This is a genomic window from Drouetiella sp., assembly GCF_059504425.1.
The window spans coordinates 38,602-54,871 of record NZ_JCACIN010000021.1 but is presented as its reverse complement, the minus strand read 5'-3'; the positions used below and the strand labels follow the sequence as shown (position 1 = coordinate 54,871).

Sequence of the window (16,270 nt, the reverse complement as noted above, 5' to 3'; positions counted from 1 at the left end):
CTAAACGAACAAGCTCAATCAATCAGGGTTCATCAGCGAGATAGGAAAGCATGAAAGTTGCAGTGATTGGGTGTGGGCTAATTGGCAAACGACGATCGCAAACTGCGATGGAACATCCGTTATCAGAATTAGCGATCGTCGTAGACATCAATCCGGCAGCGGCGGAAGCTGTAGCTGCGCAATATGGCTGTGAGTCTGCAACCGACTGGAAAGCGGCAATCGCCCATCCCGATATTGACATCGTTGCTGTAGCGACACACAACGGGCTACTGGCAGAAATCGCGATCGCCGCCCTGCAAGCCGGAAAGCACGTGCTGATCGAAAAGCCAATGGGGCGCAACTTAGCCGAAGCTTTGAAAATGGCGGAAGCTGCGAAAGCCGCCAATCGCATTCTCAAAATTGGCTTCAATCACCGCTATCATCCGGCTCTAGCTAAAGCCTATGATTTGTTTCAGGCTGGGGCGATCGGTGAGATTATCAATATCCGCGCTCGATATGGGCATGGCGGACGACCGGGCTACGAAAACGAGTGGCGCGGCAATCCAGAGCTAGCGGGCGGCGGCGAACTCACCGATCAGGGAGTGCACATAGCCGATCTGATTCACTGGTTCGCCGGACTGCCCACTGAAGCCTTCGCCTATCTACAAACGGCGATCTGGCCAATTCAGCCCCTCGAAGACAACGGCTTTGGTCTGTTTCGGTTTGGCGATGGAGCAATCGCCAGTTTTCACACGAGCTGGACGCAGTGGAAAAACCTGTTCTCCTTTGAGATTTACGGGCAGAAAGGTTCTCTGACAATTGAAGGGCTAGGCAAAAGCTACGGCATCGAACGGCTGACGATCGCCTATCGCAAGCCCGAAGGCGGTGTGCCTGACCTAGAAGATCTCGTTTTCGATTTGCCAGACACATCTTGGGAGTTAGAATGGCAAGATTTCATCGAAGCGATCGCTGCCAAAACTCCCTACTGGGGTGCTCCAGAGGAGGGGGTCAGCGCTATGCGGATGCTGGACGCGCTCTATCGATCGGCAAAGGCAGGAGCGCCGATTCATGTCTGATCGGCTTAGACTTGCCAATGAGGCTGGCTTAAGACCAGGAGTTTTTCTCGATCGCGATGGGGTAATTAATCAGGTTGTCTACCGAGATGGACAGGCTGTTTCTCCTCGTTCACTCCCAGAGTTTGTCTGGACAGCGGGTATTCAAGCGGCGGTTAACCAAATCAAGCTAGCGGCTTTGCCCGTGTTTGTGGTCACCAATCAGCCAGACATTGCCCGACACAAGATGGAGGCAGCCGTCTTGGAGCAAATGACAGCCCTGATCTATCAAACCTTGCCGATTGACGATCTGCGGGTTTGTCCCCACGACAATGGCGATCGCTGCTCCTGTCGTAAACCCCATCCTGGTATGCTAGTTGAGTTGGCGACTCAATGGAATATTGATCTGAGTCGGTCTTTTATAGTAGGGGACTCCTGGAAAGATATGCAGGCAGGAAAACAGGCAGGCTGCCAGACAATCTTAATTCAGCGAGACTACAACCAGGGCACCGAAGCCGATTTTGGAGTGCCAGATGTCTTATCAGCTGCCAATCTGATTTTAGAGTTAGTTTGAGTTTTAGATTTGATTTGTTTGAACCGCGAGGGAGGGCTTTGAAAATGGGATATGTGGCCGAATTTTTTGCAGATGCGAAAACAATTATTGATGCGATCGACATCAATATCGTTGAGAAAATGGTGGATGAAATTGTTGCAATCCGTGAAAACGGCGGGCGGCTTTTTTTCATTGGCGTGGGCGGTGGTGCAGGACATGCTAGCCACGCGGTTAACGACTTTCGCAAGATTGCAGGCATCGAATCCTATACACCCACAGATAATGTCTCAGAGCTGACGGCACGCATCAATGATGATGGCTGGGAATCGGCATTTGTTAACTGGCTGAAGGGCAGCCGTCTCAACGCAAAGGACGGCATTTTTGTGTTCTCGGTCGGAGGCGGCAATGCTGAAAAAAATGTTAGCGTCAACATTGTTTCTTCCCTGCAATATGCCAAGGAAATTGGCGCAAAGGTGTTTGGAGTCGTTGGTCGAGATGGCGGCTATACGGCGCAGGTTGCAGATGCTTGCGTAGTCATTCCCCCCATCCGCAGCGAGACTGTAACACCCCAAGCAGAGGCTTTTCAGGCTGTAGTCTGGCACCTGGTAGTGTCTCATCCTAAGCTGCAAAAGTATGAAATGAAGTGGGAATCAGTTAAATAATTGCGAAAAGCGAGAGATTTTGCGGCGCACCCGGCGATCGACTGTAGATTCAAGCGATCGCCGTAAGACTTCGATTTCTTCGACTTGCTCTCTAATCACTTGTCGCTGCTCTTTTAAGGCGGCTGTTGCCCTGCGAATCCGCAAATTTTTGCTTTGCCTCAAGGTCTGAATTTCCTGCTGCTGCTGACGCTTTAGCTGTTCGATCGCATGTTCGTTCTGGGCGATTTTTTGCTGCTGTTCCTGAATAATCTGTAGACGTTCGTCGGCAGTTTGTTTTAATACATCGATCAATTGAAGTCTTGCTTCAGCAGCTTGTTTTAATACATTGATCAATTGAAGTCTTGCTTCAGCAGCCTCAAGCAGCTCGTGCATCTGGGATTGCATCGTCTCTATCTGCTCTCTCGTCTGATCAGAAATCTGATGAGAGGTCTGGTGAGAAATTTGTCTCTCATTCCTTAAAGCACCTTGAAATCTCCGAGCATTCATAGCTATATCCCACCTATGGATGAGATCTTTAGCTAAAGCTTGAGTTGTCGAACTAGCCCCATCAAGGCGATCGTTAGCTTGCTTTAAGTCGGTAACCGCAAACAAATTTTTATAGGGATATGTGCTGTGATAAGGCTCTGGCACAAGTTGAAAATGAGTTGCATCAAAGTAACAAATTGTATAGCCAAAATCTTCTAAAGCAGTCCGCAGTTTTTGAGTTGTGCTTCCGGCAGCAACAGCATTTTCCTCAGTAAACTCAATCATCCACAGAGGAAATTTTCCTGCCTTAATGGACTGCTCTGCACCGTTAAGAACCTGAAGCTCCCATCCTTCTACATCTAACTTTGCTAGATCAACTTGCTCAACGTTTAAATCTGAGATAAGCGCATCTAACGTGTGGCTTTTGACAGATATTTTACTGGGACTCATACGATCGCCCAGTTGCTCACCCGTTGCAAAAGTGCTGAAGGCTGCTAGTCCGTCTTTACCGAGTATGAGGGTTGCATATCCCTCTTGGTCAGAGAGACCTGCTTCAATAGCAGTAAAGTTGCTAAACCCCAACTGACTGAGATTGTAATTGTAAAGCTCAAAGCAAGCTGGGTTAGGTTCAAAACCTACGATGCGCCCACTGCCCTGAAGGGCTTTGGCTGCAACACAAGAAAAAATACCGACATGCGCGCCACAGTCGAAGAAAGTGTCTCCCGATCTTAAGTAGAGCAGAACGAAAGCTTGTTCAATTCCTTCAAAAACACCTTCTTCAACCAGTTGCCCAACATGATCATGCTTTGGAAATCGAATTTTACCGATATACGGAGCGTTTAACTCATATTGTGATGGCTCTGAGTTACTCGAAGCATATCGATTAACCCTAACAAATTCTAGATTTTCCTCTAAATCATTGCTTTGCAATTGAGAAGAGATTAGTCTAAAACCTCTATCAGTCAAATACTCTAAAACTTCTTTTTTGCTAGAACTATTGACGTATAAGGGAACTTTTTGAACCTCAACAATAATATTTTTGATCACCGAGAGTGCATTACCTGCACTTTTAAGGACTTGAAGGCCATAGCCTTTAGCATCGACCTTCAGAAGATCTACTTCCTCGATTGAATGTTGCTGAATAAAGGTATCTAGGCGAGTCACTGGAACTTCAATCGTTTTAACCTCTTCTAGCTGCTCAGCATAGGGCTTCCAAGATTCACTCATCTCAACGGTAGACAAAGATGAGGTTTGCAAATCTCTGTTGAGGTGGAAGTTAAATAAACCCTCTTGCTCTCCCACAGCTGCACATAGCACATGAATGTTGGGGAGCTGGTGTGAGCGAATCACCTCAGCGAGTTCGGGAATAGGCTCAATGGCATACACAACATTGTTACTATCTTGAGCATAAGGGAGTGAAAACAGCTTGCCATCATGAGCACCAACATCAATGATAATCATTGCCTACTCTACCTCCCAATATTTTTTAACTAAGAAAAATCAGTAAACTTTAATGAAATACGCTGGGATTTGTGGATGTGGATTAAACATTAGGGTAGCAAGCTGTCTGTTGCTTTCAGCTCACTTAAGCTCAGTCCAGAAAAAGATCATAACTCAGCAGGTCTTTGCTATCGACTTAAACTTTCTGTAGTCCGTATGCAAGAAGAGGGGCGCTCTCTTCTCTAAGAAAAAATCATCAGCGCTATACATGATGATGCTAAATAGCCCCTCGTACCAAAATCACAGTCCGATCGCTGCTGCGGGCGATCGCCTCTGGAATGTTGCCTTTGATCACCTGCCTCAGCAGTCCTTCCCGACTGGCTCCCAAAATGATCACATCACAGCGCTCTTTCTCAGCCAGATGCAAAACAGCTTCAGCAACGGGCATTCCCCATAAGGGTCGAGGGGCGATCGGGTGAGTGATTTCTGCTGTCAACTCTTGAATGGTTTGCCGCAGCAGTTGGGTATCTGCCCAGGTTGGCTCCCGGTCAAATACTTGACAGAGACGAATGTGGGGGGCAGAATTCAATGCCACTAGAGCAGGCAATAGCTGCAAGGCAGCCTGAGCATTAGGGCCTCCCGCCATTGGCAGGAGCCATTGGTTAAAGGTGGGATTTTCTTTAAATTTGACCAAAACCACCTCACAGGCAGCTTGTCGGATAATGGTATCAACCGCACTGCCAAAAATTCGTCCCGGCGTAGTCGTTTTACCGTCCCAGCCCATCAAAACGCGATCGATATGGCGATCGTGAATGGCTTCTAGCATTGCCTGAGCCGGATCATGGGCAATGCAAATTTGCGTATGCACCGAAATTTGCCACTGCCGACCCACTTGCTCTGCCTGCCGTAACAGACGGCGACCGCTCGTGGTGCGTACGGTCGTTTCTGCCGGGGATTGCCCTCTAGCAATCACCATGACATGCAGACATTCCAGCTCATACTGGTGGTGATGGGCAATCGCGGCGGCTAGCTGCAAGAGCAGCGGCGCAGTTTTGGGATTGCTGAGGGGAACCAGCAGCCGACCTCTGCCCGTGGCGGGCGATCGCGTTTGGTACACGCCATAGGAGGGTTCTGGCTTAGAACCGAGCGGCTGTGCGTTACCCATCACCTGATCGGCTTCTGCCCGAATGATATCGGCGCGGGTGATGATGCCCAATAGCTTCAGCCCCTCTGTCACAGGCAAGCGGCTAACCTTATGGCGATTGAGCACGTACAGCACATGGGGCAGGGGATCGGTGGGGTTGACGGTGACAGGCTTGGGGGTCATGATGTCGGCGAGGGTAATTTCCTCAGCTTCGACCGGACGGCGGCTGGTGTCGGCAAGGTCGCTCTGGGTGACAATTCCCACCAATTTGCCATCATCTACCACCGGAAACCCACGATGGTGCGATCGCGAGAAAGCCTGAATGGCATCACTCAAAGTCATTTGGCTAGAAAGAGTTTCGACGCGGCGTTGCATCAGATCAGAGGCGGTCAGCTCTGCCCAAGATTCGCCTCTAACATCGCGATCGAGATAGATCCCGTTCCAAGCCAGCAGCCGCGTGTAAATGGAGCCGCTAGCAATGCGATCGCTAATCAAATAGGCAATCACGGAGCCAATCATCAAGGGCAGCACCAGGTTGAAGTCTGTGGTGATTTCAAAGACAATGACGATCGCCGTAATTGGCCCTCGCGTGACGGCGCTGAAAAAAGCCCCCATTCCCGCCAGGGCGTAGGTGGTCGTGGAGCTAACGCCCACCGGGACGCCCAAAGGTAACCCGACATAAAGCTCTAGCGTCTGCGCCATAAACCCCACGAGATGTCCTAGAGCCGCCCCCAAAATCAGCGAAGGGGCAAACAAGCCGCCGGGTGTTCCTGCTCCGTATGCCACCAGCGTCAGGACAAATTTGGCCACAAACGCCAGCAGCGTCACCTGCCAGACGGTATCGCCCATGCTGAGGGATTGCTGAAGTTCGGTGCTATCTCGAAAGGAAGGGGGCAGCAGCATGACAATCAAGCCAGACACCAAACCCGCCATAGCCATCTTTCCTGGCAGACCCAGCTTAAAGCCCCTGATGCCCTTGCGGTAGAGCGCCAGACTCAAGAATACGCCCTGACTCAGCAGCGCCCCAAACAGTCCGGCAAGCAGCCCCAAAATCAGAAAAAACGGCACGTCTTGCAAAGAAAAGTTAGTGAGATCGCTCGTGGTGTCGAGGGTGAGGCTGAGTCCTTGCCCGCCCAGCAGCCGGGATACAACCGCGCCAATAAACGAAGCCAGGATCGCCGTCCCCAGCGTCAGATCAGAAAAATCTTGCAGAAATTCTTCTACGACAAATAAAATTCCGGCAATCGGCGCATTAAACCCTGCCGCCAGACCTGCCGCTGCGCCTGCCGCAATCAGCTGACGACGGCATTCGGGCGAGGTGGGAATCCATTGGCTGAGCTGCGCGGCAAGGGCTGCTCCGATCTGCACCGTCGGACCCTGCCGCCCCAGATTCAGCCCAGAGCCGAGGGCAACAATGACGCTGACCATTTTGACGATCGCTACCCGCAAATTCAGCAGAATCGAGACATTCGCCAGCACCGCCTTCACCTGCGGAATGCCGCTCCCTGAAGCCTCTGGCGCAAATCGCTCAATCAGCCAGCCTGACAGCGCGCCGCCCACCAACCCCATGAGTGGCAGCACGATCCAAACCGGATGCTCAAACGACATCTGCACGCGCCAGCCCCCCAGCCAGCCAATGCCCTGCTTGAGCAGGACTGCGGCTAGTCCGGAAACCAACCCAATCACGCAAGCCTCAAAGATGGCGAGATTCTTCGCCTCAATTCGCAGATGCTGAAGTTGTCTAGGAAGAACGATGCGCACTATGCTTGAGTATGCGTAACAACTCGATATATCGCTTTACTAGAGCTGCGAACCTTTCAAAACCTTTTTGAAAAGTTCAGATGCGAACCTTTCAAAAAACAAATAGCATACTTGCGACCTCGACAGTCTGACTCAATAGACCAACCCGATAAAAAATCAGCACAATGAAAGTCAGCCGCATCATTTTAGCTTTATGACTCCTCAACCTGCCTCCACAAATGTTTGGCATCAAAAACCCTGGTGGTGTCAGCCCTGGTCGATCGCCCTTACAGGAATTGTTCTGATTAGCGGCAGCTGGCTGCCGTTTCACCGAATTTGGATCACGGCGATCGTCGCTCTACCCGTTCTCACCTGGATGGGATTTTTTCTGATTCTCTATCCTCAAGCTGTACAGCAAGAAGCCCTGCAGCAAGCCCTTTCCCAAACCGGATCTTCCCCTAGCGAATCGCAAAAACCTTTAAATTAAACCACTGAGTCAGGTCAAGAGCGCATCAGGAAGGGTATCCTGATCCTACGTCGATCGATTTTTTGGGAAGCGCTGTGAGCATTTCATCCCCCTTTTCGTCTGCCCTGTCCTCTATTCAAGTTTCGTCCTCCCCCATTCGTCAGCAGGGCTGGCGGGGACTCATTGAGGAGTATCGCCAGTACCTCCCTGTCAGTGAAGCTACGCCTGTGGTGACGCTGCACGAAGGCAACACCCCGCTGATTCCGCTCCCGGCGATCGCCGCCCTGATTGGCAAACAGGTACAGGTCTGGGGAAAATATGACGGACTCAACCCCACGGGCAGCTTTAAAGACCGGGGCATGACCATGGCCGTCTCGAAGGCAAAGGAAGAAGGGGCGAAAGTCGTCATTTGCGCCAGCACAGGCAACACCTCAGCAGCAGCAGCAGCCTATGCCCGCCGCGCCGGGATGCGGGCCTATGTGCTGATTCCCGATGGCTATGTGGCGTTGGGCAAACTGGCGCAAGCGCTGCTCTATGGGGCAGAAGTGCTGGCGGTTAAAGGCAATTTTGACTGTGCCTTGTCGATCGTCCGTGAAATGGCAGACCATTACCCCATTACGCTCGTCAACTCGGTGAATCCTTACCGACTGGAGGGGCAAAAAACCGCGGCTTTTGAGATTGTGGATGCTCTTGGCACCTCGCCCGACTGGCTCTGTATTCCAGTGGGTAATGCAGGCAACATTAGCGCCTACTGGATGGGCTTTTGTCAATATCATCAAGTCGGCAAGAGCGATCGTCTGCCACAAATGATGGGGTTCCAGGCGGCAGGAGCCTCCCCCTTGGTTACAGGTCAGCCCGTCGAACATCCTGAGACTCTGGCAACAGCAATTCGGATTGGCAATCCGGCGAGTTGGGATAAAGCGATCGCCGTCAAAGAAGCCAGCCAGGGACAGTTTCACGCCGTTACCGACGAAGAAATTTTGGATGCCTATCGGCTACTGGCTGCCCAAGAAGGCATTTTTTGTGAGCCAGCCAGCGCCGCTTCGGTCGCAGGACTGCTCAAGGTCAAAGATCAGGTGCCGCCGGGTTCAAAAATCGTCTGTGTTCTGACGGGCAACGGTCTCAAAGATCCTGATACAGCCATCAAGCACTGCCAAAATCAGTTCAAAACCGGAATTGAGCCAACGCGATCGGCAGTCGCGCAAGTGATGGGATTTTAAATCATTTGATGGGATTTTAAATCATTTGACGGCGCGTTCTTCATTAAGCTGATCGATCGCATCTCCCAATGCAGTCGTCAGGCTTTTGCGGGTGTCGGCATGGGCAATCTGCTCAGCGCGTAAAGACCGAGCAAGACGATCGCATTCCTGCAAAGCATCCACCAGCCGTTCCTTTAAGTCTTCGAGACTGGACAGCGATCCAATCTCTGACTGAAGGCTGGCGCGATCGCGTCCTAACTCTCCAGAGGGTTCCCGAAGTTCTTGCAGTTCAGTTTTGAGATGCTCTAGAGTCTTCCGAGACAGGTGGGTGTCCAAACGCCGCTGTTTCGCCTCAGTTTCATAGAGACTACGCCAGCTTGCCGCACTGACATAGGCTTCATCACGCTCTTGATGGGCGATCGTCACCTGCTGCTGAAGCGACTTAATCTCGGCTAACCACTGGACGATATCCGGACGCATAGATGGCTCTAAAGCGTCTGACTTTACAGCATCTGATTCAACAACATCTGATTCAACAGCATCTGATTCAACAACATCTGGTGCAGCGTTTAGATTCGGTGTAACCTCTTGACTCATCGCATTCCCCCATGCAGCTTCTACGAAGCTGTAATTTATAGCAACCGCCTTGGCGGTTAGGACGGGGACATTTAGGGTGAGGCGCGAGGTGCCCCACCCTAAATGTCCTAAGCAAACTGGCGACAGCTATGCATCTTTAAGCAAGTCAATCTTTGAGCAAGCCTAAAACACAATCTGCATGATGGCTTGAGGAGCAGGAAGAATAATGCTGACGAGCAAGAATAGCGCCATTAAACCCAAAAAGTCACGGCGGTTGTCTAGGTCAGACACGTCATTGAGCGCGGCTTCATCGACAACGGGCATCAAAAACAGCACCACCGCCCAGATCAACAGCTCCTGCTGCACCAATATCAACAGCACAAAAACCAACAGCTGAGAAATTCGACCAATGGAGGCTCCTACGCGCTGACCAAACATGGCGTGAACAATATGCCCCCCATCCAGCGAACCCACGGGCAGCAGATTCAGGGCAGTTAGCACGATGCCCAAACAGCCAGCGATCGCCACCGGATGAAGCTTCAGCGCCTGTTCTGCCGTCAGCGCATTGCCCAACGCCAGCTTGCTAAACAGGGCAATTAGCAGCGAGGCGGTCGGCTCAAAGGAATTAAAATTCAGCAAGCCTGATTCTTCGCTAAGCGGAATCGGCGTAGAGTGCGCCAGACCCCACAGCAAAATCGGTACGGTGACCACAAACCCAGCCAGAGGACCCGCAATGCCAATATCAAACAGCGCCTTGCGGTTGGGGATGGGCGATCGCATCTGAATAAAAGCCCCAAACGTGCCAAACGGAAAGATATTCGCGGGTGGAACCGGAATCAGATAAGGCAAGGTAACGCGCATATGATGACGACGCGCCATCAAGTAATGGGCTAATTCATGAGTTACCAGAATAGTCATGAGCGCCAGCGCATAGGGCAACCCAGTCATCCATTCAGCCTGGGTTTGCGGCATCTGTAGGGCTGGCGGCACCTGAACGGGTCTGCTCAGAATAACACCCGCTAAGGTTGTGGTCAGCAATGTAGCAAGCAGCAGTCCGATCGCTAGAAAAGGACGAGCAATTCGCTCTGGCTTTGATGATCGGGCGATTGGGGTACCTGACTCCTCCGGTATCGCCTTAGACTGCGGATTGGGGACAAGAGCAAAGAAAGGCTTGCCGTTGATACCTTCCTGGAAGACTACTAAAAAGCGATCGCTAAAGTTGGCTTCGATATTTTTTTGAACCGTGTTGTAGGCAATCTCTGGCGAGGTTCGCAATTGCCCTCGACAGATTAGCGCCTGGGGACGCGGCTCAATATTTTGAAGAAAATAGATCGACCAGGGGAAACAGGTTTGAAGACTGGCTTCCTCCTCCCGGCTCATGGGGCGCAGGGGCGATCGCGGTTCTGGCAGGGCAGCTAGCGCGGGCTGAGCATCCAGTGGCGGCTTCACCGTAGGCTTGACCTCGGCAGCGGGCAATCGCCCCCGTTGCACCAATACCCAATACAGCGTTGAGCTAACCACAAACGATACAGAGAGCAACAGTAGCAGATGAAAATCATTGCCTTGACTGCCGTTGACCATGAGCCAGCTCATCCAGGCAAACGCAGGAATCATCATCACCAGCCACAGCAGCCAGACTGGGGTACGGGTAATGCCCGCAACGCTACGTTGCACGATAAAGTAAGTAAAGATTCCAATTAGAATCAGAAGCAGCAAAATCATGCTGTAAATCTCGAATGCGGTTGTGCGGCTAAACTAGGCAGACTAACAAGCTTTGTTCTGAGAACTTGTCAGACTTGCCTGATTCAATCTTAAGTTCTAATCTTTCTCAATTTCAATTTGTCTCCAAATACTGACACTCAGGTCATAGCTAACCTCTCCGAATGACGGCTGAACTTCCCCTGCACCCCCCATTCAAACCTCCTCGATCGGTTTTCGACACGGTTCTTGCTTTTCCACCCAACCGAGAAACGCTAGGGGGAACTGCCTATCTAATTCTGGAAAACACAGGCAATATCCTGATCGATTGTCCAGCCTGGGAGCCTGGGAATCAGGCATTTCTGCAAGAAAAAGGCGTACGCTGGCTATTTTTGACCCATCGAGGGGCGATCGCTCACGTCAAGGAAATGCAGGAAACCCTTGGATGTGAAGTGCTGATTCAAGAGCAGGAGGCATACCTGCTGCCCGGAATTCCCGTCACTTCCTTTCAGCAAGAGTTTAGCCTTAGCGCCAGCAGCCAGGTAATTTGGACTTGCGGCTATTCCCCTGGATCATCGTGTTTACACTACGCTCAAGCAGGCGGCATATTGTTTAGCGGACGGCACCTCTTGCCCAATCAGCAGGGCGAACCCGTGCCCTTACGGATTTCGAGAACCTTCCATTGGCGCAGACAAATCGGGAACGTGCAGAAATTGCGCGATCGCTTTTCCTCTGAGACGCTGCAATACATTTGCCCTGGAGCTAGCACGGGCTTTTTGAGAGGTGAACGGGCGATCGATCGGGCTTATGAGCAGCTGATGCAACTTGATCTACAAGCCTGTCTGCAAGCCCGACCCATCCTATAGCAGCTAGGGCTGAGCAGGGTGCGAATCACGTCAAGCACTGGTGAGGCGCTTCACTTACAGCACCTCACTTACAGCAATTTTCAGTTGCATAAACCACAGTTATTTTTGTAGAAGCCGCGCGGAGCACGGCTTCTACAAAAATAACCCATACTTAATCAAGCGCAAAGCACTGTAAGGCGATCGATCGCCCGTACTACCTATAAGATAGATTTGAGCCTGAGAAAAGCAACCGCTATGACCGTCAATGTATCGCCACCCGCTTTTGAATCCCTCGACCTAGCTCTCAAACATTACTTTGGCTATGACACCTTTCGGCTAGAGCAGCAGTCGATTATTGAGGCGGCGCTGGAGAATCAGGACTTGCTGGTGATCATGCCCACGGGCGGCGGCAAGTCGCTGTGTTTTCAGCTTCCGGCATTGCTGAAGTCGGGTTTGACGATCGTTGTTTCCCCTCTGATTGCCCTCATGCAAGATCAGGTGGAGGCGCTGCGGGATAACGGCATCGGAGCCACTTTTCTGAACAGCACGGTCGGATCATCAGAGGTGCGCGATCGTGCCAGCCAGATTCTCTCTGGAAAGATCAAGCTGCTGTATGTCGCCCCAGAGCGGCTGCTGACCGAGCAGTTTTTGCTGTTTCTAGAGCAGGTGCGTCATCAGGTGGGCATTGCGGCGCTGGCGATCGACGAAGCCCACTGCGTCTCTGAGTGGGGACATGACTTTCGCCCAGAGTACCGCAAAATCCGCGAGGTGCGATCGCGCTTTCCTGATGTGCCCGTCCTGGCGCTGACGGCTACCGCCACCGAGCGCGTCCGGCTAGATATCATTCAGCAGTTGGGGTTACAGCAGCCGAATATTCATGTCGCCAGCTTCAATCGGCAGAATTTGTATTATGAGGTGCGCCCCAAGCAGAGTCAGTCCTATCGGGAGCTACTCCAGTTAGTACGGCAAACGCCCGGAGCAGCCATCATCTACTGCCTCAGCCGCAAGAAGGTCGATGAAATTACCCTGCGGCTCCAGCAAGACGGCATTGAGGCATTGCCCTATCATGCGGGGTTGAGTGATGGCGATCGCTCCAAAAACCAGCGCCGTTTTATTCGAGATGATGTGCGAGTCATGGTGGCAACGGTCGCCTTTGGCATGGGCATCAACAAGCCAGACGTGCGCCTCGTTGTTCACTATGACCTGCCGCGCAACCTGGAAAGCTATTATCAGGAGTCGGGGCGCGCCGGACGGGATGGCGAAGCGGCAAAGTGCATTCTCTACTTTGGGTTGGGCGATATTAAGACGATCGATTTTCTGATTGCTCAGAAAATTGATCCCGTCACGGGGAACGCCCTGGAAGAAGAGCAGCAAATCGCCCGTCAGCAGTTGCGCCAGGTGATAGACTACGCCGAAGGTTCCGACTGCCGCCGCACCATCCAGCTCAGCTACTTCGGCGAACGCTTTCCCGGACAGTGCGACAACTGCGACAACTGCCTCCGCCCGAAGCCGCTGGTGGATTGGACGATCGAAGCCCAAAAGTTTCTCTCCTGCATCGCCCGCTGCCAAGAGCGGTTTGGCATGAAGTACGTGATTGACGTGCTGCGCGGCTCCAAGGACAAGCGAATTCTCAGCAACCGACATGACCAGCTTTCCACCTACGGCATCGGCAGAGAGCACAGCCTCGACGAATGGCGGGCATTGGGACGATCGCTTCTGCATCAAGGTCTAGTAGAAGAAACCAGCGATGGCTATGCTGTCCTCAAGCTGAATGCCCTGAGCTGGGAGGTTTTGCGGAAACAGCGATCGGTGCAGGTGGCGCTGCCCAACCAGCCCACGGCCAAATCTGAAGGCAGTTCGCAGTCTAGGGCACAGGCAGAACTGCTGTTTGACCAATTGCGATCGCTGCGTAAATCCGTTGCTGATGAACATTCTGTGCCGCCTTACGTCGTGTTTGCCGACTCTAGTATCCGCCTCATGTCTCAGGTGCAGCCCCAAACCCTGGAGGAGTTTTCCGAGATTTCCGGCGTGGGCAGCCACAAGCTGCGGCAGTATGGCGATCGCTTTGTTGCCGAGATTCGCGCCTTCTGCGAACAGCAGGGGATTCCCCTCCGCTCTGCCTCAGCGCCCCAAGAGGTGCTTGCCTCTGAGTCAGCCAAGCCGCTGGTATCCCACACCCACTTTCAGACCTTGGAGCTGTACCGCAACGGCTTCAGCCCCAACCAAATCGCCGAAGAGCGTAACATTCGCCTCACCACCGTCTACGATCACCTGGCGCTGCTGATGGAGGCAGGGCAGTCGATCAACATTGATCAGATTGTGTCGCCAGAACGCCAATGCCAGATTCAGGCAGCGATCGAAACCGTTGGCGATCTATCTCTGCGAGAAATTCGGGAGCGCCTAGGCGAAAACTTTGCCTATGACGAAATTCGGCTGGTGCGGTCTTGGTGGCGATCGCAAGAAGCCAGAGTGGGAGAATAGGAAAACTACGCTTTCCTATTCTTCAAAAAACATGAACCCCACTGGCGTTATCTTCAAACTCCTCATTTTTTCTGCTCTGCTCTCGGTCGCGATCAAGTACGCTGCGCCCAGCCTTGCCATCGCCAATACCAATCAGAATGCTTTGATTGCCGTACTGCTACCCACGATTGTGATGGCGATCGCTCTGGGCTGGAGAGCTTGGAAAGCTGGCGGGAAAGCTGAGGTGTAAACAGCTCAATGATTCTCAAGATGAGATTTCCATGACCATTCTCAAGATGAGACTAGCTCTATGTAGTTTTGTAAAGGTAATCTTGCCTGTGGAAAACCTGTCTATTTCTGTGGAAAAAACTGGGGATAAGTTGAGGAAAACTCTAGCTTAAAGTAGGAAAACGATCGCCTCATCTGAATCATCCGAAAAAGAATATCATCTTTTCTAGATTTCTCCACAGCCCGTAGCGGCTTTAACCTCGCTCCCTGCTGAGCTTTCACATCTTTTCCACATTTTCCACAGACCCTACTACTACTAGATCTCTTTAAAGTTATATCTAGATATAAGAACGCTCCAAGATTTCTTTGAGGCGATCGGAGTTTAAAAAGAAATTTCAGATCTAAATTGAACGTTCTCTGAGAACGGTGTTAGGATTTGCTTCCAAGAAAGATGTGTCTTTAGAGTTAGCGATTAAGCTTTGGTGGGTAGCACATGCTCTTTCTCTAAGGTTTTGCTCAGATTTTTGTTCACTTGTCCCTGACTTGCTGCCGTTCTCCTCTCCTGTAACGTTCCTCCCATGAAATTGATCTGCGCTCAAAACGAATTCAATACCCATTTGTCGATCGTCAGTCGAGTAATTCCCTCACGTCCTAGCCATCCAGTGTTGGCAAACGTTCTGCTCGTGGCAGATGTGGAAAAACAGCAGGTGCGGCTGACGGGATTTGACCTGAGTCTAGGAATTCAGACCAGCTTTAGCGCCCAGATTGAAGCGGAAGGAACGCTGACCCTACCTGCAAAGCTTTTGGGTGACATTGTTTCCCGCTTGCCAGACGGTGAAATTACGTTAGAAACCAGCAGCGAGGACACGCTGGTTTCGCTGACCTCGGTATCGGGAAAATATCAGGTGCGCGGTATGGGAGCAGAGGAGTTTCCGGAACTGCCGACGGTGGATGATGGACAGGTGGCACATTTACCCGTAGACGCTCTGATTGAGGGGCTGCGGGGCGCGTTATTTTCGACCAGTGCGGATGAAACTAAGCAGGTCTTAACGGGGGTGCACATCTCTGCGGAAGCAGAAGGTCTGGAATTTGCGGCAACGGACGGACATCGCCTTGCGGTCGTGCAGACGATCGATCCAGAGTCAGACGCCGAGCCGATCGAGGAACTGAAGTTTAACGTCACCGTCCCCGGCAAGGCGCTGCGGGAGCTAGAGCGAATGCTGATGCTGAATGCCACTAGCGGGGCGATCGCCGTGCGTTTTGATCCCGGTCAGCTCGTATTTGAATGGGCAAATCAGCGCCTCACCAGCCGCTTGCTAGAAGGTCAGTACCCCAACTACCGCCAGCTCATCCCCCGCCAGTTCTCGCGCCAGCTCACGGTCGATCGCCGTTCCTTCAGCGGTGCCCTGGAGCGGATTGCCGTCATTGCCGATCAGCGCAACAGCATCGTCAAGCTGAGCCTGGATAGCGTCAAGCAAGAGCTAGTGCTGTCGGTAGATGCGCAGGATGTAGGAAATGGCAGAGAGGCGATCGCGGCTCAAATTTCGGGTGAAGACCTGGATATTGCCTTTAACGTCAAATATCTGGTGGAAGGTCTGAAGGCGCTGAATACCCAGGATGTGCAGATGCAGTTCAACACTTCGACCAGTCCTTCGATCTTGACTCCGTTGGGTGGAATGAAAATGACGTATTTGGTAATGCCTGTTCAGATCCGGAGTTAAGGTTTGAAGAGGCGATCGATAGCTTATGAGTGAGCCACGAGC

13 protein-coding genes are annotated in these 16,270 nt (G+C 51.9%); 9 read left to right on the top strand and 4 right to left on the bottom strand.

The features are described 5' to 3' along the window. The first annotated feature begins 50 nt into the window (after positions 1 to 50). The 3 genes from AC5JMP_RS04560 to AC5JMP_RS04550 are packed head-to-tail and all read left to right on the top strand — an operon-like array spanning position 51 to position 2,246. Positions 51 to 1,055: a Gfo/Idh/MocA family protein gene (locus AC5JMP_RS04560; RefSeq protein WP_495850246.1), complete on the top strand. Its 1,005-nt coding sequence runs from the start codon at positions 51 to 53 to the stop codon at positions 1,053 to 1,055. After that, on the top strand, positions 1,048 to 1,605 hold the full coding sequence (locus AC5JMP_RS04555; RefSeq protein WP_495850245.1) for an HAD-IIIA family hydrolase: 558 nt from the start codon (positions 1,048 to 1,050) through the stop codon (positions 1,603 to 1,605). The genes AC5JMP_RS04560 and AC5JMP_RS04555 overlap by 8 nt, the downstream gene beginning before the upstream one ends. 44 nt (positions 1,606 to 1,649) lie before the next feature. After that, positions 1,650 to 2,246, top strand: a complete 597-nt coding sequence (locus AC5JMP_RS04550; protein ID WP_495850244.1) for an SIS domain-containing protein — start codon at positions 1,650 to 1,652, stop codon at positions 2,244 to 2,246. Here the strand turns inward: AC5JMP_RS04550 and AC5JMP_RS04545 are convergent. Then, positions 2,235 to 4,172 (bottom strand): FkbM family methyltransferase, encoded by a 1,938-nt coding sequence (locus AC5JMP_RS04545; RefSeq protein WP_495850243.1) that lies wholly within the window; start codon positions 4,170 to 4,172, stop codon positions 2,235 to 2,237. The genes AC5JMP_RS04550 and AC5JMP_RS04545 overlap by 12 nt on opposite strands. 256 nt (positions 4,173 to 4,428) lie before the next feature. Then, positions 4,429 to 7,056 carry a chloride channel protein gene (locus AC5JMP_RS04540; RefSeq protein ID WP_495850242.1) on the bottom strand — a complete coding sequence of 876 codons (2,628 nt, stop codon included), beginning with the start codon at positions 7,054 to 7,056 and terminating at the stop codon, positions 4,429 to 4,431. 193 nt (positions 7,057 to 7,249) lie between these two features. On the opposite strand from AC5JMP_RS04540, the gene AC5JMP_RS04535 reads away from it, so the two are divergent. Both AC5JMP_RS04535 and thrC read left to right on the top strand, forming a co-directional pair. Next, a complete protein-coding gene (locus AC5JMP_RS04535; RefSeq protein WP_495850241.1) occupies positions 7,250 to 7,522 on the top strand; it encodes a DUF6737 family protein in 273 nt (90 codons plus the stop codon). Positions 7,523 to 7,635: 113 nt separating this feature from the next. Beyond that, positions 7,636 to 8,721, top strand: a complete 1,086-nt coding sequence (thrC, locus tag AC5JMP_RS04530; protein ID WP_495850268.1) for a threonine synthase — start codon at positions 7,636 to 7,638, stop codon at positions 8,719 to 8,721. Between the two features lie 21 nt (positions 8,722 to 8,742). Here thrC and AC5JMP_RS04525 read toward each other — a convergent pair whose 3' ends face one another. Further along, the gene (locus tag AC5JMP_RS04525; RefSeq protein ID WP_495850240.1) at positions 8,743 to 9,297 is read right to left on the bottom strand and encodes a hypothetical protein; all 555 of its coding nucleotides are present in this window, start codon (positions 9,295 to 9,297) and stop codon (positions 8,743 to 8,745) included. Between the two features lie 162 nt (positions 9,298 to 9,459). Further along, entirely contained in the window at positions 9,460 to 10,998 is a 1,539-nt protein-coding gene (locus tag AC5JMP_RS04520) for a site-2 protease family protein (protein WP_495850239.1), read from the bottom strand. Positions 10,999 to 11,159: 161 nt separating this feature from the next. Between AC5JMP_RS04520 and AC5JMP_RS04515 the strand changes: the two genes are divergently transcribed. The 4 genes from AC5JMP_RS04515 to dnaN all read left to right on the top strand — a co-directional run bounded on the left by AC5JMP_RS04515 (position 11,160) and on the right by dnaN (position 16,228). Further along, a complete protein-coding gene (locus tag AC5JMP_RS04515; RefSeq protein ID WP_495850238.1) occupies positions 11,160 to 11,840 on the top strand; it encodes an MBL fold metallo-hydrolase in 681 nt (226 codons plus the stop codon). Between the two features lie 234 nt (positions 11,841 to 12,074). After that, the gene (recQ, locus tag AC5JMP_RS04510) at positions 12,075 to 14,300 is read left to right on the top strand and encodes a DNA helicase RecQ (protein ID WP_495850237.1); all 2,226 of its coding nucleotides are present in this window, start codon (positions 12,075 to 12,077) and stop codon (positions 14,298 to 14,300) included. Positions 14,301 to 14,331: 31 nt separating this feature from the next. Continuing rightward, positions 14,332 to 14,529, top strand: a complete 198-nt coding sequence (locus AC5JMP_RS04505; RefSeq protein WP_495850236.1) for a hypothetical protein — start codon at positions 14,332 to 14,334, stop codon at positions 14,527 to 14,529. Positions 14,530 to 15,085: 556 nt separating this feature from the next. Then, complete coding sequence (gene dnaN, locus AC5JMP_RS04500) at positions 15,086 to 16,228, top strand: DNA polymerase III subunit beta (protein ID WP_495850235.1); 1,143 nt, start codon at positions 15,086 to 15,088, stop codon at positions 16,226 to 16,228. Positions 16,229 to 16,270: the final 42 nt, after the last annotated feature.

Excerpts from the sequence above, each read along its gene's own strand:
- AC5JMP_RS04560 (WP_495850246.1), top strand. The coding sequence starts at position 51 with ATGAAAGTTGCAGTGATTGGGTGTGGGCTAATTGGCAAACGACGATCG.
- AC5JMP_RS04555 (WP_495850245.1), top strand. The coding sequence starts at position 1,048 with ATGTCTGATCGGCTTAGACTTGCCAATGAGGCTGGCTTAAGACCAGGA.
- AC5JMP_RS04550 (WP_495850244.1), top strand. The coding sequence starts at position 1,650 with ATGGGATATGTGGCCGAATTTTTTGCAGATGCGAAAACAATTATTGAT.
- AC5JMP_RS04545 (WP_495850243.1), bottom strand. The coding sequence starts at position 4,172 with ATGATTATCATTGATGTTGGTGCTCATGATGGCAAGCTGTTTTCACTC.
- AC5JMP_RS04535 (WP_495850241.1), top strand. The coding sequence starts at position 7,250 with ATGACTCCTCAACCTGCCTCCACAAATGTTTGGCATCAAAAACCCTGG.
- AC5JMP_RS04525 (WP_495850240.1), bottom strand. The coding sequence starts at position 9,297 with ATGAGTCAAGAGGTTACACCGAATCTAAACGCTGCACCAGATGTTGTT.
- AC5JMP_RS04520 (WP_495850239.1), bottom strand. The coding sequence starts at position 10,998 with ATGATTTTGCTGCTTCTGATTCTAATTGGAATCTTTACTTACTTTATC.
- AC5JMP_RS04515 (WP_495850238.1), top strand. The coding sequence starts at position 11,160 with ATGACGGCTGAACTTCCCCTGCACCCCCCATTCAAACCTCCTCGATCG.
- recQ (WP_495850237.1), top strand. The coding sequence starts at position 12,075 with ATGACCGTCAATGTATCGCCACCCGCTTTTGAATCCCTCGACCTAGCT.
- AC5JMP_RS04505 (WP_495850236.1), top strand. The coding sequence starts at position 14,332 with ATGAACCCCACTGGCGTTATCTTCAAACTCCTCATTTTTTCTGCTCTG.
- dnaN (WP_495850235.1), top strand. The coding sequence starts at position 15,086 with ATGAAATTGATCTGCGCTCAAAACGAATTCAATACCCATTTGTCGATC.